The sequence below is a fragment of the Paracoccus laeviglucosivorans genome (genome assembly GCF_900182695.1).
Classification (GTDB): domain Bacteria; phylum Pseudomonadota; class Alphaproteobacteria; order Rhodobacterales; family Rhodobacteraceae; genus Paracoccus; species Paracoccus laeviglucosivorans.
The window spans coordinates 218,356-241,458 of sequence record NZ_FXTK01000003.1 but is presented as its reverse complement, the minus strand read 5'-3'; the positions used below and the strand labels follow the sequence as shown (position 1 = coordinate 241,458).

General features: G+C 64.3%; 24 protein-coding genes, 1 tRNA gene and 1 pseudogene. 19 read left to right on the top strand and 7 right to left on the bottom strand.

Features of this window, described 5'->3' with window-relative positions; genetic code table 11:
- Nucleotides 1-3: 3 nt before the first annotated feature.
- Complete coding sequence (locus tag FN835_RS05005; protein WP_142662097.1) at nt 4-951, bottom strand: nucleoside hydrolase; 948 nt, start codon at nt 949-951, stop codon at nt 4-6.
- A 58-nt stretch (nt 952-1,009) separates the two neighbouring features.
- Complete coding sequence (locus FN835_RS05000; protein ID WP_142662096.1) at nt 1,010-3,466, bottom strand: penicillin acylase family protein; 2,457 nt, start codon at nt 3,464-3,466, stop codon at nt 1,010-1,012.
- Between the two features lie 130 nt (nt 3,467-3,596).
- On the opposite strand from FN835_RS05000, the gene FN835_RS04995 reads away from it, so the two are divergent.
- Both FN835_RS04995 and FN835_RS04990 read left to right on the top strand, forming a co-directional pair.
- Nucleotides 3,597-4,466: an NAD(P)-dependent oxidoreductase gene (locus FN835_RS04995; RefSeq protein ID WP_281285394.1), complete on the top strand. Its 870-nt coding sequence runs from the start codon at nt 3,597-3,599 to the stop codon at nt 4,464-4,466.
- 48 nt (nt 4,467-4,514) lie between these two features.
- Nucleotides 4,515-4,590, top strand: a tRNA-Val gene (locus tag FN835_RS04990).
- Nucleotides 4,591-4,604: 14 nt separating this feature from the next.
- On the opposite strand, the gene FN835_RS04985 is transcribed toward FN835_RS04990, so the two are convergent.
- A complete protein-coding gene (locus FN835_RS04985) occupies nt 4,605-4,850 on the bottom strand; it encodes a hypothetical protein (protein ID WP_142662094.1) in 246 nt (81 codons plus the stop codon).
- Between the two features lie 417 nt (nt 4,851-5,267).
- On the opposite strand from FN835_RS04985, the gene dusA reads away from it, so the two are divergent.
- Nucleotides 5,268-6,215, top strand: a complete 948-nt coding sequence (dusA, locus tag FN835_RS04980) for a tRNA dihydrouridine(20/20a) synthase DusA (protein WP_246098658.1) — start codon at nt 5,268-5,270, stop codon at nt 6,213-6,215.
- Here dusA and mazG read toward each other — a convergent pair.
- Nucleotides 6,204-7,049, bottom strand: a complete 846-nt coding sequence (mazG, locus tag FN835_RS04975) for a nucleoside triphosphate pyrophosphohydrolase (RefSeq protein ID WP_142662093.1) — start codon at nt 7,047-7,049, stop codon at nt 6,204-6,206. The two genes, dusA and mazG, sit on opposite strands and share 12 nt — an antisense overlap.
- A gap of 181 nt (nt 7,050-7,230) precedes the next feature.
- On the opposite strand from mazG, the gene yajC reads away from it, so the two are divergent.
- The 11 genes from yajC to FN835_RS04920 all read left to right on the top strand — a co-directional run bounded on the left by yajC (nt 7,231) and on the right by FN835_RS04920 (nt 15,495).
- On the top strand, nt 7,231-7,563 hold the full coding sequence (gene yajC / locus FN835_RS04970; RefSeq protein WP_142662092.1) for a preprotein translocase subunit YajC: 333 nt from the start codon (nt 7,231-7,233) through the stop codon (nt 7,561-7,563).
- Between the two features lie 14 nt (nt 7,564-7,577).
- Nucleotides 7,578-9,242, top strand: a complete 1,665-nt coding sequence (gene secD, locus FN835_RS04965; protein WP_142662091.1) for a protein translocase subunit SecD — start codon at nt 7,578-7,580, stop codon at nt 9,240-9,242.
- 12 nt (nt 9,243-9,254) lie between these two features.
- Nucleotides 9,255-10,250 carry a protein translocase subunit SecF gene (gene secF / locus FN835_RS04960; protein ID WP_142662090.1) on the top strand — a complete coding sequence of 332 codons (996 nt, stop codon included), beginning with the start codon at nt 9,255-9,257 and terminating at the stop codon, nt 10,248-10,250.
- Entirely contained in the window at nt 10,250-10,609 is a 360-nt protein-coding gene (locus FN835_RS04955; protein WP_142662089.1) for an Mth938-like domain-containing protein, read from the top strand. The genes secF and FN835_RS04955 overlap by 1 nt, the downstream gene beginning before the upstream one ends.
- On the top strand, nt 10,606-11,229 hold the full coding sequence (gene ccmA / locus FN835_RS04950) for a heme ABC exporter ATP-binding protein CcmA (protein WP_142662088.1): 624 nt from the start codon (nt 10,606-10,608) through the stop codon (nt 11,227-11,229). The genes FN835_RS04955 and ccmA overlap by 4 nt, the downstream gene beginning before the upstream one ends.
- Nucleotides 11,226-11,882 carry a heme exporter protein CcmB gene (ccmB, locus tag FN835_RS04945; protein WP_142662087.1) on the top strand — a complete coding sequence of 219 codons (657 nt, stop codon included), beginning with the start codon at nt 11,226-11,228 and terminating at the stop codon, nt 11,880-11,882. The genes ccmA and ccmB overlap by 4 nt, the downstream gene beginning before the upstream one ends.
- Before the next feature lie 52 nt (nt 11,883-11,934).
- Nucleotides 11,935-12,660, top strand: a complete 726-nt coding sequence (locus FN835_RS04940) for a heme ABC transporter permease (protein ID WP_142662086.1) — start codon at nt 11,935-11,937, stop codon at nt 12,658-12,660.
- Nucleotides 12,657-12,800, top strand: a complete 144-nt coding sequence (ccmD, locus tag FN835_RS04935; RefSeq protein WP_142662085.1) for a heme exporter protein CcmD — start codon at nt 12,657-12,659, stop codon at nt 12,798-12,800. Before FN835_RS04940 ends, ccmD begins: the two co-directional genes overlap by 4 nt.
- A gap of 13 nt (nt 12,801-12,813) precedes the next feature.
- Nucleotides 12,814-13,332: a DsbE family thiol:disulfide interchange protein gene (locus FN835_RS04930; RefSeq protein WP_142662217.1), complete on the top strand. Its 519-nt coding sequence runs from the start codon at nt 12,814-12,816 to the stop codon at nt 13,330-13,332.
- A 139-nt stretch (nt 13,333-13,471) separates the two neighbouring features.
- Nucleotides 13,472-14,578, top strand: coding sequence for a histidinol-phosphate transaminase (gene hisC / locus FN835_RS04925; protein ID WP_142662084.1), 1,107 nt, complete (start codon nt 13,472-13,474; stop codon nt 14,576-14,578).
- Nucleotides 14,575-15,495: a prephenate/arogenate dehydrogenase family protein gene (locus FN835_RS04920; protein WP_142662083.1), complete on the top strand. Its 921-nt coding sequence runs from the start codon at nt 14,575-14,577 to the stop codon at nt 15,493-15,495. Before hisC ends, FN835_RS04920 begins: the two co-directional genes overlap by 4 nt.
- Here FN835_RS04920 and FN835_RS04915 read toward each other — a convergent pair.
- Complete coding sequence (locus FN835_RS04915; RefSeq protein WP_142662082.1) at nt 15,492-16,565, bottom strand: DUF2125 domain-containing protein; 1,074 nt, start codon at nt 16,563-16,565, stop codon at nt 15,492-15,494. The two genes, FN835_RS04920 and FN835_RS04915, sit on opposite strands and share 4 nt — an antisense overlap.
- A gap of 81 nt (nt 16,566-16,646) precedes the next feature.
- On the opposite strand from FN835_RS04915, the gene FN835_RS04910 reads away from it, so the two are divergent.
- The 3 genes and pseudogenes from FN835_RS04910 to FN835_RS04900 all read left to right on the top strand — a co-directional run bounded on the left by FN835_RS04910 (nt 16,647) and on the right by FN835_RS04900 (nt 20,469).
- Nucleotides 16,647-17,207 carry a gamma-glutamylcyclotransferase gene (locus FN835_RS04910; protein WP_142662081.1) on the top strand — a complete coding sequence of 187 codons (561 nt, stop codon included), beginning with the start codon at nt 16,647-16,649 and terminating at the stop codon, nt 17,205-17,207.
- 339 nt (nt 17,208-17,546) lie between these two features.
- Nucleotides 17,547-18,440, top strand: a pseudogene (locus FN835_RS21865) (hypothetical protein); the annotation flags it as partial.
- 571 nt (nt 18,441-19,011) lie between these two features.
- Complete coding sequence (locus FN835_RS04900) at nt 19,012-20,469, top strand: peptidoglycan -binding protein (protein WP_142662080.1); 1,458 nt, start codon at nt 19,012-19,014, stop codon at nt 20,467-20,469.
- On the opposite strand, the gene FN835_RS04895 is transcribed toward FN835_RS04900, so the two are convergent.
- Both FN835_RS04895 and FN835_RS04890 read right to left on the bottom strand, forming a co-directional pair.
- Nucleotides 20,466-21,440: a glycosyltransferase family 8 protein gene (locus FN835_RS04895; protein ID WP_142662079.1), complete on the bottom strand. Its 975-nt coding sequence runs from the start codon at nt 21,438-21,440 to the stop codon at nt 20,466-20,468. The genes FN835_RS04900 and FN835_RS04895 overlap by 4 nt on opposite strands.
- 78 nt (nt 21,441-21,518) lie before the next feature.
- Nucleotides 21,519-22,073 carry a LabA-like NYN domain-containing protein gene (locus tag FN835_RS04890; protein WP_142662078.1) on the bottom strand — a complete coding sequence of 185 codons (555 nt, stop codon included), beginning with the start codon at nt 22,071-22,073 and terminating at the stop codon, nt 21,519-21,521.
- Nucleotides 22,074-22,085: 12 nt separating this feature from the next.
- Between FN835_RS04890 and folK the strand changes: the two genes are divergently transcribed.
- Nucleotides 22,086-22,676 (top strand): 2-amino-4-hydroxy-6-hydroxymethyldihydropteridine diphosphokinase, encoded by a 591-nt coding sequence (gene folK, locus FN835_RS04885; RefSeq protein WP_142662077.1) that lies wholly within the window; start codon nt 22,086-22,088, stop codon nt 22,674-22,676.
- Between the two features lie 68 nt (nt 22,677-22,744).
- Complete coding sequence (rpoZ, locus tag FN835_RS04880; protein ID WP_142662076.1) at nt 22,745-23,101, top strand: DNA-directed RNA polymerase subunit omega; 357 nt, start codon at nt 22,745-22,747, stop codon at nt 23,099-23,101.
- Nucleotides 23,102-23,103: the final 2 nt, after the last annotated feature.

Below are 23,103 nucleotides of genomic sequence, written 5' to 3'. Positions count from 1 at the left end.
CGCCTAGCGCAGCCGCGCGTCCAGTGCCGTGATGCGTTCGGTCAGCAGCGCGAAAAGTCCGTCCCGGTCGATGTCGCGCAGGAACATGGCATTCGCCTCGCGTCCGGTCACGCGCCACCAGTCGGCGACGGTCATGCCAAGCGTGAATTCACCCTGCGTCTCGATCTCGACATTGATGTGCCGGCCCGAGAACAGCTCGGGTCGCAGCAGCCAGCCGATGGTGCAGGGGTCATGCAGCGGCGCGCCCTGGCTGCCGTATTTCTCGCGGTCGTAGCGTTCGAAGAAATCGGTCCAGCTTGCAACCGCGCGGCCAATGGGACCGCTTGCGCGCATCGTCTCGATCCAGTCGCGGTTGGTCAACGCCTTGTGGGTCACGTCAAGCGGCACGACGGTCAGAGGCGCACCGCTGGCAAAAACCAGCTTTGCCGCCTCGGGATCGACATAGATGTTGAACTCGGCGGCGGGGGTGATGTTGCCCACTTCGAAATAGGCGCCGCCCATCAGCACGATTTCCTGCACACGCGGCACGATGTCCGGCGCGCGCTGGAAGGCGGTGGCGATATTTGTCAGCGGCCCGATCGGCACCAGTGTTACCGTGCCGGCGGGTTCGCGGCGCAGCGTGTCGATGATGAAATCGACCGCATGGCCAGAGGCCAGCGGCATCTCGGGTTCGAAAAGCTCGATCCCGTCCAGACCGGATTTGCCGTGGACATGTTCCGCCGTCACCAGCGGACGTGCCAGCGGACGGTCGCAGCCTGCGTAGACCGGCAGATCGGTGCGCCCCGCAATCTGGCTGATGATGCGCGCATTGCGTTGTGTCAGGTCCAGCGGCACGTTGCCCGCGACCGCCGTCAGGGCCAGCACCTCAAGTTCGGGGCTTGCCAGCGCCAGCAGGATGGCCACGGCGTCGTCCTGACCGGGATCGGTGTCGATGATGATCTTGCGTGGCATTGCTGTCCCCCATTTTTGGCGCAGGAAAGCCGGGCTGGCATGAGGATGCAAGCCTTTGTTATTGCGATGCCGGTTCCAGATGCGTGATCCCCGTCGCTGCCGCCCGCGCCAATGCCGGGTCCAGCGACATGCGGATATATTCGCCGCGCCGCCACAACTCGGCCAGATCGTCGTAATGGCGCGATAGCGGATGCCCCGATTGCCCGGTCGAGATGATGAAGACCGAACTGTCGGGATCGGCAAGGTCATAGACCGCGCGATAAGCCGCGCCCCCGACATTCAGCCATGGATATGCGCCGTATCCCAGCACGCCCGCCCGCGCGACCGTGGAATCGTCACCCGAGGTCGGCTGGATCAGGTTGACGATATAGGACAAGCCGCGCAGTTCGCCCAAGGCCGGATGAACATGGCGGGCGCGGTGCAGGTCACCCCAGCGCCAGCTTGCCAGATCGGGGCCAAAGCGGGTCGTCAGTTCAAGGATGGCTGCGTCCAGCGCCTGACGCGCGATTTGGGTGCAGGTCTCGACCGGGGCGGACTGGCGAATGTCGCACCAGATGCCCGCGCCGTTCGTGTTGCGAAACACCCGGTCGATGAAATCGGGATATATCTCGGTCAGCTCATCCGCCAGCGGGCCCAACTCATCGCGCACGATGCGTTCTTGCAGGGCGCGCATCCATACGGAATAGATCAGCGGCTCGGGCAGGTGTTCGTTCATTGCGCCGTCCCAGTTGGCCAGCAGCGCCAGCGCGTCCTGACGCTGACGTTCGGGCGTGCCCTGCGCGGCGGGTTCGTCGGTGAACCACAGGTCCGCGCCGACCAGCGGCAGCAATGCGCGGGCGACCGGGCTGACGATATCGTTCTGCGCGGCGATAAAGCTGTCGCGCGAATGCACCTCGCGCTGGTCCAGCAGATAGCGCAGGCGGGTCTGGCGGTATTGGTTGCCGCGGTCATAGCCTAGCACCGCGCCTTCGGCCCCCGCAGCGCCCGAGGTCGCGACGGTGCCCCCTTCGGGGTTCAGGTCGGTCAGGGCGGCGGGCGCGGGCGCGATACCCTGCCAACGGTTTTCGGCATTCCAGCCGGGCAGGGGCAGGCGGCCCTGCGCCGGGTTTCCGGGTGCACGAACCGGCAGCGCCCCGGCCAGCACCTGACCCACGCCCTGATCGTCGGCCAGCGTCACGTTCAAGGCGGGGGCGACCATACCGCCAAGCGCCTGAGCGGCGCCTGCGCGGTCCTGCGCGCGCATCAGACCCATCAGCGCGGTCATCGACGGGTCGGCGCCGCGTCCGCCGGTCCATGCCAGCGCGGCCACATGCCCCGCTGGCAGGATGGTTTCTATATCCAGATGACCGCCGGGCAGGACTGGCCCGTTTTCGGTGTCGCGCAGCGTGATGGTGCGCGGCTCCTCTCCGGCGATGGCGATCGTTTCCTTGCGCGTGGCGAATTCCGTCCAGCCCTGCGCGCCGCGATAGCGGTTGGCATCACCGGGCTGCACTTCTTCGATGAACAGGTCCTGATCGTCGATCTGCGCCGGGGTTATGCCCCACGCCAGATGCGGGTTGCGGCCCGACAGGATGGCGGGGATGCCGGGGATGGTGCCGCCGATGACCCCGCCCGATGAAAGCTCGATCCGGGCCAGATACCACAGGCCCGGCGCTGTCAGCGCGAATTGCGGATCGTTGGCCAAAAGCGCGCCGCCCGCAGCCGTGCGCCCCGCCGCTGCCGCCCAGCCATTCGCCGATGCCCCAAGCGAGGGCGCAAGATAGCCCGCCAGACCCAGCGTCCAGTCCTGCTGTGCGGTGCGCCGTTCCGCCCCGGCAAAGCGGTCACCCGGAAAAAGCGAGGCGTAGGCGGGCAAAGGCGGTTCGCCCGGTGTGGCGACCAGTTCCTGACCGCGTTCGGGGGCAGCCAGCGACAGGCGGGCGCGCAGCACTTCACGCCGCAATTGAACGGTCGAGCTTGCGGCCAGAAGCTTCAGGATCGCCAGCGAATCCGCAGGCTCCCAATAGGCGATCTCATCGGGGAACAGAAAGAATTCCGGCGCGCCGCGTCCACGCGCGCCCAGATTGATCTGCTGGATCCACGCATTCACCCCGTCGGCATAAGCCGCCAGCGCATCTCGCGTGGGCCCGTCCTGTGCATCCAGCGACGCGCGGGCATTGCGGTAAAGCCCAAGGCGGCGGGCCAGATCATCGGCGGGCAGGGCGGCAGGACCATAGATTTCCGACAGCCGCCCCTGCGCCGCGCGGCGCAGCACGTTCATCTGGAACAGCCGGTCCTGCGCATGGGCCATGCCAAGGGCAAAGAACACGTCGCGATCGGATTTGCCGAAGATATGGGGCACATCCTCGGTCGAGCGGATGATCTCAACCGGGGCGGAAATCCCCGCCACGTCATAGGTCGCGCCGTAATCGGGCAGAGATCGCACGGCGAAATACCACGCCAGCACCAGCAGCGCGACGCTTGCAATGATAAGTCCGACTGTCAGGCGCACAAGCCAGCGGAAAAGTGTCACCATGAATTGGGCGATGTCCCGAGCTTTTGGCGCGGGGGCTTGTCGGCCCCTGCGGCGCGTGGTGGTATCAGGCCCGCTGAATAGGGCAGGGCGCGGTCCGGATCAACGCGCCTTTCACAAGCTCAAGGAGAATTTGATGGCGCGCGTTGCATTTCTGGGACTTGGGGTGATGGGTTTCCCCATGGCGGGTCATCTGGCTGCCAACGGGCATGAGGTGACGGTCTGGAACCGGACCGCCGCCAAAGCCACCGCATGGGCCGAAAAGCATCAGGGCCGGGCGGCCACCACCGCCGCCGAAGCCGCCGATGGCGCAGAGTTCGTGATGGCCTGCGTCGGCAATGACGACGATCTGCGGCAGGTCTGCACCGGGCCGCAGGGGGCGTTTTCAGGCATGACCAAAGGCGCGATCTTTGTCGATCACACCACTGTCTCTGCCGCAGTCACGCGCGAACTGGCACAGGCGGCAAGCGATTTCGGTCTGGGATTTGTCGATGCGCCGGTTTCGGGCGGGCAGGCTGGGGCCGAAAACGGCCAGCTTTCCGTAATGTGCGGCGGCGATGTGGCGCAATACGCCAAGGCCGAGCCGGTGATTGCGGCTTATGCCAAAATCTGCCGCCTGATGGGGCCGTCCGGCGCGGGACAGCTGACCAAGATGTGCAATCAGATCGCGATTGCCGGGCTGGTGCAGGGGCTTTCCGAATCGCTCAACTTTGCCGAGAAGGCCGGGCTTTCCATCCCAGAGGTGGTCGAGGTGATCAGTCAGGGCGCCGCAGGCAGCTGGCAGATGCAAGCCCGCCACCAGACCATGGCCGAAAACCGCTTCGATTTCGGCTTTGCGGTGGACTGGATGCGCAAGGATCTGAACATCTGCCTGTCCACAGCCGAAGAAAACGGCGCAAGCCTGCCCGTCACCGCGCTGGTTGATCAGTTTTACAAGGAAGTTCAGCAGATGGGCGGCGGACGTTGGGATACGTCGTCGCTGATTGCGCGCCTGCGCCGCTAAGGGTGTCTTGCAAACCCCTCGGCCTTCGCGCTATGAGCCGCGAAGGTCGGGCGGTTAGCTCAGTTGGTAGAGCGCTTCGTTTACACCGAAGATGTCGGGGGTTCGAGTCCCTCACCGCCCACCATTTCCATTGCGAAATCAACGTCGCGCGATGGATTCCGCAGGTATCACCGATTTCAGGATCGCGCGCTGTTTGGCCGTCAGGCTGAATGGCAGCACCACCAGTCTGGGGTCTTCCGGCTCCTCGGATGCGACGGACAGCGCGTAAGATTTCATCCAGATCGAGAGGGTGAAAACCAGATCCTCAAGCCCGGCGACACGATTTTTCAGTTCTTCGAGCTGTATGTTGTCGCCACCTAGCGACGGTGGTTCTTCCTGGGTCATTTGCTGCTTTTCCTCTCCCTGAGAAATCCTTTAACCACAGGCGCTTGAGTATGCAGCATACCCCGCACCGACGCTTGCCATAGCGAAAAATCACACAGTGGCAAACTGAGTTTGAGCAAGTTTACGCGATGCGGGTCAACTAAATTTAAATTTGGCAGATTTGTTCATTTTGCCACACGCATGGCGGGAAAAATTTTGCCCCGAAATCGTCCGTCAAGCCGCAGGCTCGCAATCGGCGGCGGGAATGGCTATATGGGCCGCGCTGCCGTTCGCGTGCCGCAGGTTTTCGTTCTTATGACGGCCTGTCCCGCCCCGGCGCAGATCACGCAGGACAAGGATATACAGCCCGTGCTGGAACAGGCCGGAAAGGCGCATTCGCCCGATATTCGCAGCGCGGCACGGCTGTCCGTGGCGCCGATGATGGATTGGACAGACCGCAACTGCCGGGTGTTTCACCGGCTGCTGTCGCGCCACGCGCTGCTTTATACCGAGATGGTGACGGCGCAAGCCGTCATCCATGGCGAACGTGGCCGTCTGCTGGACTATGACGCGACCGAGCACCCGCTTGCCTTGCAGCTTGGCGGCTCTGACCCCACGCTGTTGGCCGAGGCCACGCGAATCGCCTCGGATTGGGGCTATGATGAGATAAACCTGAACGTGGGCTGTCCCAGCGACCGCGTGCAATCGGGGTGTTTCGGTGCCGTCCTGATGACGATGCCGCATGTCGTGGCCGAAAGCGTTCAGGCAATGATGGCCGTCAGCCCGGTCGAGGTGACGGTGAAATGCCGCATCGGTGTCGATGACCAGACCCCCGAGGAGGTGCTGCCCGCCTTTGTCGCCCTGATGCGCGACAGCGGCATCCGTCGAATCGCGATCCACGCCCGCAAGGCCTGGCTGCAGGGCCTGTCACCCAAGGAAAACCGCGAAATCCCTCCGCTGGATTATCCGCTGGTCCACCGGATGAAGACCGAGTTCCCCGATCTGCACCTGTCGATCAACGGCGGCATCGCCACTTTCGATGATGTGCGCGCACATCTGAACCACATGGACGGCGTGATGGTCGGACGCGCGGCCTATCACCAGCCTTGGGATATTCTGGGAACTGCGGACACGCTTTGGGACGCCGCGCCCGATTTCGCGACGCCCGTGCAGGCGGCGCAGGCGATGCGCCCGCTGATCGACGCGCATCTGGCGTCGGGCGGGCGGCTGCATCAGTTCACCCGTCACATGCTGGGCCTGTTTCATGGTCGCCCCGGCGCGCGGGGCTGGCGCAGGCTGCTGTCCGAGGGCGCGTCGCGCGCCAACGACCGGGCCGAGGCGCTGGCGGTCTATGACGCCGCGCTGGCCGAGGTGTCAGGGGGCTGACCGCTCGGCCGCTTTGGCCTCGTCCCAAAGCGCGTCCATTTCGGCCAGATCGCTGTCTTCGGGGCGGCGGCCCTGTGCGGCCAAGGCCGCCTCGATCGACTGGAAGCGGCGGGTGAATTTGGCATTGGCGTCACGCAGCGCCGCTTCGGGATCGATGTCCAGATGCCGTGCCAGATTGGCCATGACGAATAGCAGGTCGCCGAATTCCTCGGTCAGATGGGCGTGGTCTGTGCTGGCGCGTGCCTCGACCAGTTCGGTGCATTCTTCCTGAATTTTTTCCAGCACCTGCTCGGGGCCGGGCCAGTCGAAGCCCACGCGGGCCGCGCGGTTTTGCAGCTTGACCGCCCGCATCAGCGCGGGCAGGCCAAGCGCCACACCTTCCAGCACGCCTTTTTCGGCTTTGGCCGCGCGTTCCTTGGCCTTGATCGCTTCCCAGTCGCGGACCTGCTGTTCGGCGGATTTGTCGCGCGATTCGTCGCCAAAGATATGGGGATGGCGCGTCACCATCTTGTCCGAGACCGAGGCCACCACATCCGAGAAATCGAAAAGCCCCGCCTCATCGGCCATTTGGGCGTGAAAGACGACTTGCAGCAGCAGATCGCCCAATTCGCCCGGCAGTTCGTCCCATGCTTCGCGGGTAATGGCATCCGCGACTTCATGCGCCTCCTCGATCGTATAGGGGGCGATGGTGGCGAAGGTCTGTTCGATGTCCCAGGGGCAGCCCGTATGCTTGTCACGCAGCGCGGCCATGATCGCCAGCAGGCGGGGAATGCCCGTCTCATCCGATGCGGGGATGCGGTCTGCCAGCGCGGGGTGGATTGCGTCCTGTGCCATGAAGCGGCCCCTTTCCTGTTCACGGTTCCCGACTGCCACAGCCGGGGGGCCATGTCCACGCCATGCCCAAGCTGGCGCATTCGTCATCCCGCGCTTTCTTGCCAACCTTGGGACGCGCCGCTAGGGTGCGCGCCAATTCCGCCGGGGGATGCCCGGAGCTATACCCACAAGGGATCAATCCATGTTCGTGACCCCCGCCTATGCTCAGGCCGCCGCCGCGCCCTCTGGAATGTCGAGCATCGCCTCGTTCGTTCCGCTGATCCTGATCTTTGTCATCATGTATTTCCTGATGATCCGCCCGCAGCAAAAGCGCATGAAAGAACATCGCTCGATGGTCGAGGCGCTGAAAAAAGGCGATGAGGTCATCACGCAGGGCGGTCTGATCGGCAAGGTCACCGCCGTCCGTGAAGGCGAGCTGGAAGTCGAGATCGCACCCGGCGTCAAAACCCGCGTCGTCCGTTCGTCGATCACCGGTGTCGTGAACCGCACCGCGCCCGCCGCCGCCAACAGCTAAGGGCCGGCCCGACAATGCTTCACATCCCGACATGGAAACGCTTGCTGATCCTGGGGCTGATCGCCCTGGGACTGCTTTATGCAATGCCGAACCTGTTCTACAACAAGGTCGAGCAGCATAACGATGCCATCGCCCAGATGGAGCGCAGCGGCGTCGAGACGCCCGAGGACGTGGCCGCCCGCGCGGGCTGGCCGGACTGGCTGCCTTCGGGGCTGGTCAACCTTGGTCTTGACCTGCGCGGCGGCGCGCATCTTCTGGGCGAGGTCCATGTCGCGGATGTCTACAAAGCGCGGATGGATGCGCTTTGGCCCGAATTGCGCGACCAGCTTGTCGCACAGCGCGATACCATCGGCTCGGTCCGTCGGGTCACCGCGCCGGAAGGCCAGCTGATCGTCGAGATCGGCAATGCCGACCAGATGGCCCGCGCAGTGGAAATCGCCCGCGGCCTGGCCGTGCCCGTCACCTCGATCACTGGGGCAGGCCAAAGCGATCTGGCGATCGTGGGCAGTGGCAACCGCCTGACCGTGCAATTGTCGGATGCCGAGAAATCGGCGACCGATGACCGCACCGTCCAGCAATCGCTTGAGATCATCCGCCGCCGTATCGACGAGGTGGGCACCCGCGAACCCACGATCATGCGTCAAGGCGCCGACCGCATCCTGATTCAGGTGCCCGGCATCGGCTCGGCCGAAGAGCTGAAGCAGCTGATCGGCACCACCGCCAAGCTGACCTTCAACCCCGTGGTGGGTCGCACGACCGATGCCAATGCCCGTCCGGGTCAGGGGCAGGTGCTTCTGCCCTCGATGGATGAGCCGGGGGTGTATTATACGCTGGAACAGAACCCCGTCGTCACCGGCGAGGATCTGACCGACGCGCGCCCCAGCTTTGACCAGAACGGACAGGCGGCGGTCGATTTCCGCTTCGGTCCGACGGGCGCGAAACGCTTTGGCGCCTATACCTCGGCCAATATCGGCCAACCCTTCGCCATCGTGCTGGACAATCAGGTGATCTCGGCCCCGGTGATCCGGCAGGCTATCACCACCGGCTCGGGGCAGATTTCCGGCTCGATGGATGTCGATGCCTCGACCCGTCTGGCAGTTCTGCTGCGTGCGGGTGCGCTGCCCGCCGAAATGACCTTCCTTGAGGAACGGACCATCGGCCCGGAACTGGGGCAGGATTCAATCGACGCAGGCCGCCTGTCCTCGATCATCGCGACCGCTGCGGTCGTGGCCTATATGATCGCAAGCTATGGCCTGTTCGGTGTGTTTGCATCCATCGCGGTCGTCACCAACGTCATCCTGATCCTGTCGGTCATGTCGATGATGGGCGCCACGTTGACCTTGCCGGGCATCGCGGGGATCGTGCTGACGGTGGGCACGGCGGTCGATGCCAACGTGATCATCTATGAACGCATCCGCGAGGAATTGCGGCGGGGCAAGCGTGTGGTCAGGGCGATCGAAGACGGCTTCAACGAAGCCATGTCGGCGATCATCGACGCCAACGTTACCTCGTTCATCGCGGCCATGGTGATGTTCTTCCTGGGCTCGGGCCCGGTCAAGGGCTTCGCGGTCACGCTGACCATCGGTCTGGTCACTTCGGTTTTCACCGCCATCTTCTTTACGCGGTTGATGATCGTATTCTGGCTGGATCTGCGCAAACCCAAAGAACTGATTCTGTAAGGGAGCAGGACCATGGCATATCGTCTGAAACTCGTTCCCGACGTCACGCATTTCAATTTCTTCCGCTGGCAATGGCTGACCTTCGGCGTCTCGGCTTTTGCGATGGTGGCATCCGTCATCATCACGCTGATGATGGGCCTGAATTTCGGCATCGACTTCAAGGGCGGCACGACCATCCGCACCGAAAGCCCGACCGCATTCGAGGTTGGCGACTATCGGCAGGCGCTGGACGGGCTGAACCTTGGTGACGTCTCCATCACCGAGGTGTTCGATCCCAGCTTCGGCGAAACGCGCCATGTCGCGATGATCCGCATCGGCACGACCGAGGAAACCGGCTCGGTCACGCCCGAGCAGCTTAATCAGGTTGAAGCCGCGCTGAAGACAGTCGATCCCGGCGTCACTTTCGCCGCCGTGGAATCGGTCGGTCCCAAAGTCTCGGGCGAGCTGATCCAGACCGCATTCTATGCGGTGGGCGCGGCGACGCTGGGCATCATGTTCTACATCTGGCTGCGCTTCGAATGGCAATTCGCCTTGGGTGGTGTGGTCGCGATTGTCCATGACGTGTTGCTGACGGTCGGGCTATTCTCGCTGTTCCAGCTGAAATTCGACCTGACCACCATCGCGGCGCTGCTGACCACGCTGGGCTTTTCGGTCAACGACACGGTCGTGGTCTTTGACCGATTGCGCGAGAACCTGATCAAGTTCAAGACCATGCCGCTGATCGACGTGATGAACCTGACCGTCAACGAAACGCTTTCGCGCACCATCATGACCGCGGTGACCACCGGCATCGCGCTGACCGCCATGCTGATTTTCGGCGGCGACGTGATCCGCGAATTCGTTGTCGCAATGCTGTGGGGCGTGCTGGTCGGCTGCTATTCGACCATCTATGTCGCCAAGAACATCGTCTTGTGGCTGGGCGTGAAACGCGACTGGACCAAACCGGGCGAGAAGAAGGAAAAGGCCCCCGGTGAGGATATTCCCGCCGCCTTCAGGGATGCGCCCTGATGTCGGTGATGACACCCACCGAATTCCTGGGCGGGGCCGTGCCGGTGGACGGCTACGGCCCCGGCTTCTTCCGTGTCGGTGGCAAGGTGCATCACGGCGCGGTCATCGTGACCGAAACGGGCGTGACCCCGTGGCAGGGGCTTGATGACACCGCGCCGTTGCTGGCGCTGTCGGGCGTGGTCGATGTGCTGTTCATCGGCATGGGTGCGGACGTGGCTTTTCCGCCGCGCGATCTGACCGACGCGCTGGAGGCAGCGGGCATCATGGCCGAACCGATGAACTCGCCCTCAGCCGCCCGCAGCTATAACGTCACGCTGTCCGAAGGCAGGCGCGTCGCCTGCGCGCTTTTGCCTCTATGAGCCTGCTTGCCGCCCGCGATCTTGCGGTCGCCCGTGGCGGATTGCGCGCGGTCGAGGGGGTTTCTTTCACGCTGGACGCCGGGCAGGCGTTGATCCTGCGCGGCCCCAATGGCATCGGCAAGACCACGCTTCTGCGCACGCTGGCGGGCCTGCAAGCCCCCGTTGCCGGAGAGGTCGCGGGCGATGACATCGCCTATGCCGGTCATGCCGACGGGCTGAAACCCGCGCTGACCGTGGCCGAGAACCTTCATTTCTGGTCCGCGATCTTTGGCGGGCCGCCGATTGATGCGGCGCTTTCTGCCATGAACCTGACCGAACTGGCACGCCGCCCCGCCCATGCGCTGTCGGCAGGGCAAAAGCGGCGGCTTGGCCTTGCGCGACTGATCGTGACCGGCCGCAAGGTCTGGCTGCTGGACGAACCGACCGTGTCGCTGGATGCCGCATCTGTCGCGCTTTTTGCGGATATGCTGCGGGGCCATCTGGGGCAGGGCGGCGCGGCGCTGATTGCCACGCATATCGAGCTTGGGCTGGACGCGCAGGTGCTGGACCTGACGCCATACCGCGCGACGATCCGCCCCCCGACCTCGCGCCCGGCAGGCTTCAACGAGGCTTTCGCGTGAAGGCCCTGCTGATCCGGGATCTTCGGCTGGCTGTTCGCGCGGGTGGCGGCTTTGGTCTGGCGCTGGCGTTCTTTCTGATCCTTTGCACACTGGTTCCCTTTGGCGTCGGTCCCGAGGGCGGGCAGTTGTCGCGCATCGCGCCGGGGATCCTGTGGGTCGGCGCGCTGCTGGCATGTCTTTTGTCGCTGGACCGCATTTTTGCGCTGGATCACGAAGACGGCAGCCTTGATCTGCTGGCCACCGCGCCCCTGCCGCTTGAGGGGGCGGTCGCGATCAAAGCTTTGGCCCATTGGCTGACGACGGGGTTGCCGTTGGTGATCTTTGCCCCGGTGCTGGGGCTGATGCTGCATCTGCCGGGACCGGCCTTTCCGTGGCTGGTCGTCTCATTGATCTTGGGCACGCCCGCGCTGTCGATGCTGGGCGCTTTCGGTGCGGCGATGACGGTCGGGCTGCGGCGGGGCGGGCTGCTTTTGTCGTTGCTGGTGCTGCCGCTTTACATCCCCACGCTGATTTTCGGGGCCGAGGCGGTACGGCGCGGTGCCATTGCCGCTGATCCGGCGCCGCCGCTTGTCTTTCTTGCGGCGATCACGCTGGCCGTGCTGGCGCTGGTGCCCTTTGCCGCCGCTGCCGCGCTGCGCGTCAACCTGCGGTGATTAGGGCATAAGTCTTGTTGAGCAAGCCGCCGGGGCAAGCTAAGGAACGATCATGTCGATTTGGGAATATGCCAACCCCGTCAAGTTCATGCGCATATCTGGCGCGATCCTGCCCTGGGTCGCGGCGGGGGCGGCTGTCTGCTGCATCGGCGGCGTGGTCTGGGGCTTTCTGACGCCGCTGGATTACCGGCAGGGTGCGACCGTCAAGATCATCTTCCTGCATGTGCCCTCGGCGCTGATGGCCATCAATGGCTGGCTGATGATGCTCGTCGCCTCGTTGATCTGGCTGATCCGGCGGCACCATGTCAGCGCGCTGGTCGCCAAGGCTGCGGCGCCTGTGGGTGCGGTGATGACGCTGATCGCGTTGGTGACCGGAGCCATCTGGGGGCAACCGATGTGGGGAACGTGGTGGGAATGGGATCCGCGCCTGACCTCGTTCCTGATCCTGTTCCTGTTTTATCTGGGCTATATCGCGCTTTGGGCCTCGGTCGAGGATGCCGATAGCGCCGCCGATCTGACCAGCGTGCTATGCCTTGTGGGTTCGGTCTTTGCGCTGTTGTCGCGCTATGCGGTGAATTTCTGGAATCAGGGGCTGCATCAGGGCGCATCGCTTTCGGTCGCGCCGGGTGAGCGGATGTCCTCTGTCTATAAATATCCGCTTTACGTCTCGATGCTGGGCTTTTTCCTGCTGTTTCTGGCGCTGGTTCTGGTGCGCACCCGGACCGAGATCCGCCTCCGCCGACTGAGCGCGCTGTTGGCACGGGAGAACCGGGCATGATCGAACTTGGCAAATATGCCGGCACTGTGCTGCAGGCTTATGGCGTCAGTCTGGTGCTGCTGCTGGGCATCGTGGTGCAGACCATCCGCGCCAATGCCCGTGCACGGGCCGCGTTGCAGGAGCATGAGAACCGTGGCTAAGCTGTCCCCCCTGATGCTGCTGCCCGTGGCGATCTTCGCGGGTTTCGCCGCCATGGCGGGCTGGGCGCTGATGCGCGACGATCCGTCTTCGATTCCATCGGCCATGACGGGGCGCGAGGCGCCGCCCGTGGGACAGACGACGCTGCCCGGCAAGGTGCAACTGACCGATGAGATGCTGCGCCAGCCGGGCGTGAAGCTGGTGAATTTCTGGGCAAGCTGGTGCCCACCCTGTCGGGCCGAGCATCCGGCGCTGACCGAATTCGCCAAGGAGATGCCGGTCTATGGCATCGACCTGAAAGACCCCGAAGCGGGTGCGGTGCGTTTCCTGTCCGAGCATGGCGATCCGTTCCGCGCGATAGCCACAGATCCGCGAGGGCGCACGGCGATCGACTGGGGTGTGACCGCGCCCCCCGAGACCTTTATCATCGACGGCGACGGCAAGGTGCTTTACCGCTTTGCGGGCCCGCTGATCGAAGGCAATCTGGACAATATCTTCATGCCCGAACTGCAAAAGGCACGGGCAGCCGAGTGATCCCGCGCACAGTGTCGGTTGCAGCGTCGCATGGGTATTTGAAGAACTGAGAAATCGCAGGCATTCGCGCATGGGTTGGAATGATCTTTCCAAGCCTCGTTGCGGCGGCTAAGAGATGCGGGCTTGAGAGAGGCCCGAAATGTCGCAGAACCAACCGACCATCCTCCCGCAACCCGGTATTATGGAGATCGCCCTGTATCAGGGTGGCGCCGCCAAGGTCGCGGGCATCGAGAACGTCGTCAAGCTGTCGTCGAACGAAAACCCGTTCGGCCCTTCGGACAAGGCGCGCGATGCTGTCGTACGCGCCTCGCATTCGCTGCATCGTTATCCCAATACCGACCATGCCAGTCTGCGCACCGCCATAGGCGAGGTGCATGGGCTTGACCCCGAGCGCATCATTTGCGGCGTCGGGTCTGATGAAATCATCCATTTCCTTTGTCAGGCCTATGCCGGGCCGGGGACCGAGGTGCTGTTTACCGAACACGGCTTTCTGATGTATCGCATCAGTGCCCATGCTGCCGGTGCGACCCCGGTTCAGGTGGCCGAGCGCGACCGCGTGACCGATACAGATGCGCTGATTGCTGGGGCAACGGAACGCACGCGGCTGATCTTTGTCGCCAACCCCAACAATCCGACCGGCACGATGATCGGCCTGCCGGAGTTGGAGCGGCTGGCCCGCGCCGTGCCGCAGGCGATTTTGGTCGTTGACGCGGCATATGCCGAATATGTCGAAGGCTATGACGGCGGTGCCGAATTGGCGACGCGGTTGCCGAATGTCGTGATGACGCGGACATTTTCCAAGATCTACGGTCTTGGCGGGTTGCGCGTCGGCTGGGGTTACGGCCCGCGCGAAATCATCGATGTGCTGAACCGCATTCGCGGCCCCTTCAATCTGTCGCAACCGGCGCTGGACGCGGCCGAAGCCGCAATGCGCGACCGCGACCACATCGCCCGCTGCCAGTCGGAAAACGCCCGGATGCGCGCCTGGCTGGCCGAAGCGCTGGCCGAGAAGGGCGTGCCCTCGGACACGTCCTGCGCCAATTTCATTCTGGCGCGCTTTGCCGATGAGCGGACCGCCAAGGCCTGCGACGAGGCGCTGAAGGCGCAAGGGCTGATCGTGCGGCTGGTGGCGGGTTACGGCCTGCCGCATTGCCTGCGCATTACCGTGGGCGATGAGGCGTCGTGCCGTCGGGTCGCCCATGTCATCGGGCAATTCATGGCCGAACGGGCCGGGGCGACTGCATGAGCGTGATCTATGAACGGGTGGCGCTGATCGGGCTGGGGTTGATCGCCGGATCCATGGCGCTGGCCATGCGCGAGCAAGGGCTGGCACGTGAGATCGTGGGTCATGCCCGCAGCCTTGAGACGCGCGAGACGGCATTGCAGATCGGGCTGGTCGATCAGGTCTTCGCCAGTGCGGCCGAGGCGGCTGCCGGAGCGGATCTGATCGTGCTGGCCGTGCCCGTGGGTGCGATGGATGCCGTTGCCGCCGAGATTGCGCCGCATCTGAAACCGGGCGCGACGGTCACGGATGTCGGCTCGGTCAAGCAGGCGGTGGTGCAGGCGGTGGCGCCGCATATCCCCGCAGGCGTGCATTTCGTGCCGGGCCATCCGCTGGCCGGGACCGAACATTCCGGGCCGCGCGCGGGTTTCGCCAGCCTTTACCAGAACCGCTGGTGGCTGTTCACCCCCGCAGAGGGCTGCGACGAGGCTGCCATCGCGCGGCTTGAAACGCTGGTGCAGTCGATGGGCGCCAAGACCGAGCGGATGGATCCGCAACACCACGATCTGGTGCTGGCCGTCACCAGCCACACGCCGCACCTGATCGCCTATACCATGGTCGGTGTGGCCGATCACCTGAAGCGCGTGACGGAATCCGAGGTGGTGCAATATTCCGCCGCTGGTTTTCGGGATTTCACCCGTATCGCGGCCTCGGATCCGACGATGTGGCGCGACGTCTTCCTGCAAAACAAGGACGCCGTGCTGGATATTCTTGGCCGCTTCACCGAAGAGTTGTTCGTGCTGCAACGCGCCATCCGCATGGGCGACGGGGCGCATCTGCATGATTATTTCACCCGCACCCGCGCCATTCGTCGCGGCATCATCGAAGCGGGGCAGGACACCGCCGCCCCCGATTTCGGGCGCGGCGGCACCAAGTCTTAGGGCAACAGGCGCGGCGCGGAACCCAAGGGAATCGGGCCAAGGCTCATGCGGCCATCCGCAAAGATCAGGGGCAGGCGCAACTCGCCCTCTTGCGGTTTGGGATAGGTGATCGCGGGGGCGACGACTGTGCCGGCCGCGGGATCTTCGGCAGGGTCATGCGTGGTTTCCCCCGGCATGGGCATGGCCGAAATGCTGCGCATCATCGTATTGGCCAGCAGCAGCGCACGTTTCGGGATCAAGCCGGATTCCGCAGCCGAATCAAGCATGGGGCCGGCATCGCGGGAATAGATCGCCAGGACGCCCGCGGCGCGGCCATCTGCGTCCGCCTCGATCCGGCCGATCAGGCGGGCGGTGACATTGCCCATGCGAAGTTCCGATTGTTCCAGCCGGATGCCCGTCGGCAGCGGCGGCCTGTCGGCGGCCAACGCCGTGGGCGTGGGCGAGGTATCCAGCCAGACCCGGCCATTGCCAGTGAATGTCAGCGGACCTGCGGCATCGATCGCCCGCGCGATCTGCGCAAGCTGCGGCATGGCCGAGGGGCTGACACCCTGCAACTGCCAGTTCACGTCATAGGCTGCCGCCGCGACACGCGGGGCATCCGCGCCCAGTGTTGTGAGCTCGGCATCCAGCCGCAGCGCATCTGCCAATGGCGCATCGTCCAGCCGCATCGGTCCCGAGGAGATATGCGCGCGTTCCGGCACGAAACCCGAGAGTGCGAGGAAGCGCGCATCGATCTGAGGGTCGGTCAGCTCCAGCGGCATCGGACCGTTCCCCATATCGACCGAGGCGGTCGTCGGCAGGTCGAGGCGTGCGCGCAACGGCACGGCGGGCAGCACGGAAAGCGTGGCCTGCGGCACCGTGACCCGCAGTGCGGCGGTCTGGATCTCGGCGTCGCGCAGAGCGACACCCATCCGGCCCGGATTGCGCAGGGGCGTGATCTGCCCGGCGCTGAAACCTAGCCCTTGTGCCGAGAATTTGCGCAACTCTCGGGCCATCAGGGTTTCGCCACCCAGCCAAAGGCCGCCGATTATCAGGGCCAGCAGAACCAGCAGGGTGATCAATCGGCGCATGTTTCCCTCGTGGCTTGCATCGTGCTTGGATCGGTCGCCATCCTGTCCTAAGTCTTAGGCAAGGGAAAGGGCAGCCGACACGTGACCGAAGTGCCGCAATATTGGGTCTTTGCATATGGTTCGCTGATGTGGGACCCCGGCTTTGTGGTGGCCGAGCGGGTCCTTGCGCGGCTTGACGGCTATGCCCGCCGGTTCTGTCTGCTCTCGGTCGTGTATCGCGGCACGGTTGAGGTTCCGGGGTTGGTGCTGGCCTTGGATCATGAGGCAGACGCGCATTGCATGGGGCTTGCGCTTCGCGTCGATGCCGCCGACTGGCCCGAGGTTCTGGCCGGATTGCGTGCCCGCGAGTTGACCACCAATGCCTATCAGGAGCGGATGGTGGTTCTGGATTTGCCCGACGGGCGCAGGGTGGAGGCGGTGGCCTATGTCACGAAGCGCGACCATGACCAATATGCGGGCGGGCTGGACCTGGATGCGCAGGCCCGGATGATCGCGCGCGCGACGGGTGGCCGCGGGCCAAACGCCGACTATCTTTTCAACACCGCCAGCCATCTGGTCGAGATCGGGGTCGATGATGTCGATATTGCGGCGCTGGCGCTGCAGGTTCGCAAGCTGATCGCGCCGCCGCAAGGCGACGGCTAGTTTTGCGTTGGGGGGCGCTGCCCCCGTCCCTGCGGGACTCCCCCAGGGTATTTGGGGAACCGAGAAGCTGGAAGGGGCGCAGGCATAAGTCTTTCGCGGCAAATGCTTCCGATCCGCTTGCATCGCGGCGGGCCGGGTTTACACTCGCGCGCGGTATGAAGGTTACGGGGGTCCGACTTGTCCCAATCATCGGCGGAAGACGTGGACGGCCCGGTGCCGACCGAGATGCAGGGCAAGGCGCGCAAATCCCGCGCGGCGCGGCTGGCGGCACAGCGTCCGCCAAGCCATCAGGAACCGGCCGAGCCGCATTTTTCGCAGCCGGTTCGCCAGATCGTCCTGATGCTGATCGTGCTGGTGCTGGTGGGCATCGGGACGTGGTTCGCTTATCGCCAGATCCTGCCGATCTTTGCCGCGAACCCAGCGCTGAACGGTGCGATTCTGCTGGTCTTTGTGCTGGGCGTCCTGACCTGTTTCTGGCAGGTGGGGCAGCTTGTGCACTCGGTCAGCTGGATCGAGCGGTTTGCTGCGGGCCAGTTCGGCTATGGACCGATGGATCAGACCGCGCCTGACCGCGCGCCGCGCCTGCTGGCGCCCTTGGCCGCATTGCTGGGCGCGCGTGGACCTATGGGTGGGGCGATTTCGACCGAATCGTCACGCTCGATCCTTGAATCGGTTGCGACGCGGATCGATGAAGCGCGCGACATCACGCGTTATCTGGCCAACCTGCTGATCTTTCTTGGCTTGCTGGGCACGTTTTACGGTTTGGCGACGACCGTGCCGGCCATTGTGGAAACGATCCGCACCTTGGCCCCAGATCAGGGCGAAAGCGGCATTCAGGTCTTCGACAAGCTGATGCACGGGCTTGAAACGCAACTGGGCGGCATGGCTACCGCGTTTTCCAGCTCGCTGCTGGGTTTGGCCGGGTCGCTGATCGTCGGCCTGTTGGAACTGTTCGCGGGCCATGGTCAGAACCGCTTTTACCGCGAGCTTGAGGAATGGCTTTCGGGCTTTACCCGCATCGGGGTTTCGGGCGGCGACGGGTTGGATCAGGCGGCGCTGGCTGAGTTTGTTCAAGGGGTTGGTGCACAGCTTGCGGGTTTGCAGGATTTCTATGCCAGCCGCGACATGCTGCGCGACGAAGAGGCATCGGAGGCCGACGCGCGTTCCCTTGCGCTGGCAGGTGGGGTCGAGCGACTGAGCCAGATCATCGGCTCGGACCGCGATGCGATTGCGGGCCAGATCGCGCTGGAGCGGCAGAGCGTCAGCGACGCGCAGGGGCGGTTGGCGGATATGCTGGATCGCCTTGCCAGCGGGCAGGAGCGTCTGATCGCCGCGGCGCAGGCGAAGTCCGCCACAGATGCGCGGGTCGAGGAATTGACCGCCGGGCTGGAACAGGCTTTCGCCCGGCTGGCCGAGGGGCAGGACCGGCTGATTGCGCTGTCGGCGCGGCCCGCCGCCATGCCCGATGAATTGTCGCAGGCGCTGCTGCGGATCACCGAAAGCCAGCAACGATTGGCACTGGCCGCGCCGCAGCCGCACGCCGATGACGGTGCGACCTCGCGGGTTTTGGCGCGGTTGGCGGACGGGCAGGCGCGGCTGGTCGAACTGGCCGAGACGCGGACTGCGCCGGGCCATCCCCCTGCCGCGCAGGACGACCCCGAGGCGCGGATGCGCCTGCGTTCGATCGACGTGCAGCTTGGCCGTCTGGTCGAGGAAGCTGCAAGCGGTCGCGACGGCCTGATTGCTGAACTGCGCGAGGATCTGGCCGCACTGACCCGCGCCATCCGTGCGCTGGAGGCTCGTGATGGGGCTTAGCCGCAACAGCGGGCGGGACCGTTTCTCGACCACGATCTGGCCGGGATTCGTGGATGCCATGTCCACGCTTTTGCTGGTGCTGATCTTTGCGCTGACCATCTTCATGGTGCTGCAATCTGTCTTGCGCGAACGCATCACCTCGCAGGACAGTGAGCTTGAGCAGCTGGGCGATCAGGTGTCGGCGCGCGAAAGCGAATTGCAGCAATTGGGCCAGCGCATGGCAACGCTGAGCGATGCGCTGTCCACGTCCGAGGACCGGGCTCAGGTCTTGGATCGCGATCTGGCGTCGGAGCGGGCGCGGCTGCGCGCATCCGAGGCTGCCGTGGCCGATGCCCGGACCGAGATCGACGCCCAGACCGAAGCGGCGCGGTTGGCTGCAGCACGGCGCGAAGCGTTGGAGACGCTGATTGCCGATCTGCGTCGCCGGAACGAGGAATCGGGCACGCAACTTGCCACGACGCGAAAACAGCTGAGCGATGCCGAAGCCGAGAAGTTGGCCGATGACGCCGCCGCCGCCGCCCTGCAGGAAAGGTTGTCGAAATCGGATGCGGAACTGAATGCCACGGCTCTGGCGCTGGATGCCGCCCGCAAGAAGGCCGAGGAGACGCTGACCCTGCTGGCCGCCGCCGAAGCCGCCAAGACCGAACTGGGCAATCGCGCCGATACGCAGGCGACCGAGGCCGAACGGCAGGCGGGGCTGCTGGCATTAGCCCAGCAAAAGCTGTCGCAGCAACAGGCGCTTTCGACCGAGGAGCAGCGCCGGGTCGCGCTGCTGAACGAACAGGTCGCGGGGCTGAATGATCAGTTGGGCCGGTTGCAGGTCGTGCTGCAAAGCACGGGGGATGACAAACGCGCTGCCGATTTGAAGGTCGAGGATCTGGGCCGGCAGTTGAACGTCGCGCTGGTTCGTGCCGCAGATGAGGAACGCCAGCGCCGCACGCTGGAGGAGGAGGCGCGGACCAAGGCCGAGGCCGAGGCGCGCGATCTGGCGCGCTATCGCTCGGAATTCTTTGGCCGCATCTCGCAGATTTTGCAGGGGCGCGAAGGCATCCGGGTGGTGGGCGACCGTTTCGTCTTTTCCTCGGAGGTGCTGTTTCCAACGGGCGAGGCGACGCTTTCCACTGAGGGGCAGGCGCAGATCGCCCGCGTGACGGAAACGCTGAAGCAGATTTCGGCGGAAATTCCCCCCGAAATCGACTGGATCATCCGGGTCGATGGCCATACCGACAGCCAGCCGCTATCGGGTCAGGGCCGCTATCGCGACAACCGCGAGCTTAGCCAAGCGCGGGCTTTGTCGGTCGTGCGCTATATGGTCGATGATCTGGGCTTTCCGGCGGCACGACTGCTGCCTGCAGGTTTTGCCGATACGCGCCCGGTTGCCGAGGGCACAAGCCCCGAGGCGAATGCCCAGAACCGCCGGATCGAGCTTAAGCTGACCGAGCGCTAATAGGACCGAGGATCGACCATGGTATATTGGTCGGCAAAGCGGTTCAGATAACGCAGCATTGGTCCCGCCGCTCGCCATTGGCGGAACAGCGCACCGCGCAGCGCGGCGGGTTCCGGCCAATGCCTGCGGCCCGATCGCGCGACCTGCGGCGCATTGGGAAAGTGCTGCGACAGCACCCGCCCGAATGCCTCGCGCATCCGCATGGGAACGATGCCCTGCGACGTTTCCAGCCAGGGTTTACGCGTGCCGATGAAGTGGATCAGGCAGGGATCCACCATCGACGTCAGATGCGCCGAGGCGCTGGTGAATTGCCAGTTCCAAAGCGGGCTGATCTCGGCCCAGTCGCCCTTCAGGATGCCGTTCATCAGCGCCTGATCACGTCCCAGCCCGGCCAGTTTGCTGCGGGCAAAATCGGCGGCGCGGGCGGGCAGGTCTTGGGTCGCAAAGCCTTCGGTGTCGATCATCACGACGCCCGCATTGAAATAGGGGTGGGCGGGTTCGCCCAGCATCTTGAATTCGCGCACCTTGCGGCCCGGTGTGCGCCATTGCCGGTTGTCGCGCACGGCGGCCACGGCATGGCCCAGCATATCCGCCGAAAGCAGGCGCGCCGGATCGCCGCGTTCGTAAAGAATATCGGCGTCAATCACCAGAATCCGACGGTAATGGCCGCGCAGCGCATTGCCCAGAAACAGCTCCATATAGGTCGCGAGCGAGCGGCGGGCATCAAGGGGCAGGGCGTCCAGCAATGCCTCGTCCCGTGCGGCGACGTGGCCGATGCCCTGGCGCGTCAGCACATCAGGCATTTCGACGGGCTCGGGACCGCCGATCAGGATGTCATGGCCATGCGCGGCCGCAGCCATGGCAAGGGCTGGGACCGCCGCATAGGGCAGGTAATTGGCGTCGCAGGCAATCACGACGGCCAGATCAGAGCGGGGCGCAAAGCCGGGGTTGAAGATCGGCGTCAGGCCCATATTGCGCTCTCCTTGCGGTCGGGACGGGCCTTCAGTCTTATGACCGGGGCGCGTGCTTGTCCAACCTCAAGGCGGCGTTCAGCTTTCCTGTGCCGCGCTATTTTCGCGGGGCGGGCGACCGATCACGTCGCGCAGCGCGTCCAACTCGATGAAGTTGTCGGCCTGACGGCGCAGTTCATCCGCGATCATGGGGGGCTGGCTGCGCATGGTCGATACGACCGAGACGCGGACGCCCTGACGCTGCAATGCCTCGACCAGCGGGCGAAAGTCGCCATCGCCGGAAAACAGGACGGCATGGTCCAGACGCGGCGCAAGCTCCATCGCGTTCACGACCAGTTCCACGTCCATGTTGCCCTTGACCTTGCGGCGGCCCATGGCATCGGTGTATTCGCGCGCAGGCTTGGTCACCATGGAAAAGCCGTTGTAATGCAGCCAGTCCACCAGCGGACGGATGGGCGAATAATCCTCATTCTCCAGCAATGCCGTATAGTAATAGGCTCGCAACAGCTTCCCGCGGCGTTCGAATTCCTGCCGCAGGAGCTTGTAATCTATGTCGAAACCCAGTGACTTGGCGGCGGCGTATAAATTTGATCCGTCTATGAACAGCGCCAGCCGGTCGTCCTTGTAAAACACGATACCCTCGATATGACTGAGAAATCTTTACTAAACGGGAACCTAGCCTTGGTCGCGGCGGGCGGAAACCTGCCAAGTTCGGCAGGTTCGCCCAGCGAGACCTTGCGCACAGCAATCGCCCGAATTGCACAATATAGCAATATTACAGTGACTTGCATCAGTCGCTTTTGGCGGACACCCGCTTATCCCGCAGAAAGCGGTCCAGAATTCGTGAACGCGGCTTTTGCGTTGCGAACCAGCCTTTCTGCCTATGATTTGATCAATCTTTTGCATGACGTCGAAACAGAGCTTGGCCGCGAGCGTCATGGCCGCTGGCAGGCCCGCGGGATCGACCTTGACCTGATCGCTTACGGCGATTCCGTGCTGCCCGATGCCGCGACCCAGGACCACTGGCGCAATCTTGCGGCAGAACGTCAGGCCCAGATTGCCCCGGAAACGCTGATCCTGCCGCATCCCCGCATGCAGGATCGGGGCTTCGTGCTGGTGCCGCTGGCCGAGGTCGCGCCGAACTGGCTGCACCCGCGATTGGGCCGCACCGTCACGCAGATGCTGGCCGACTTGCCACCGTCCGCGCGAGCGGGTATAAAGCCCGTCACAACTTGACATTCCGGCGGCGATTGCCCAACTATTCGGCTTCGCCCAGATCCCTGATTCCTAGCCAAAGGTGACCGATGGCCCGCGTTACAGTCGAAGATTGCGTTGACAAGGTTCCGAACCGTTTCGATCTCGTGATGCTGGCAGCCCATCGCGCCCGCGAGATTGCGGCCGGCAGCCCGCTGACCGTCGATCGCGACAACGACAAGAACCCGGTCGTGTCGCTGCGCGAGATCGCAGATGAAACCCAGCCGGTCGATGACCTGCGTGAGCGGATGATCGAAGCGACCCAGACCCAGATCGAAGTCGATGAGCCGGAGGAGGACGCGATGGCGCTGCTGCTTGGCGCCGAAATCGACCGTCCGAAGCCTGTCGATGAAGAATCCGAAGAGCGCATGCTTCGCATGATGCTTGAAGCGCAAGGCCGCGGCTAAGT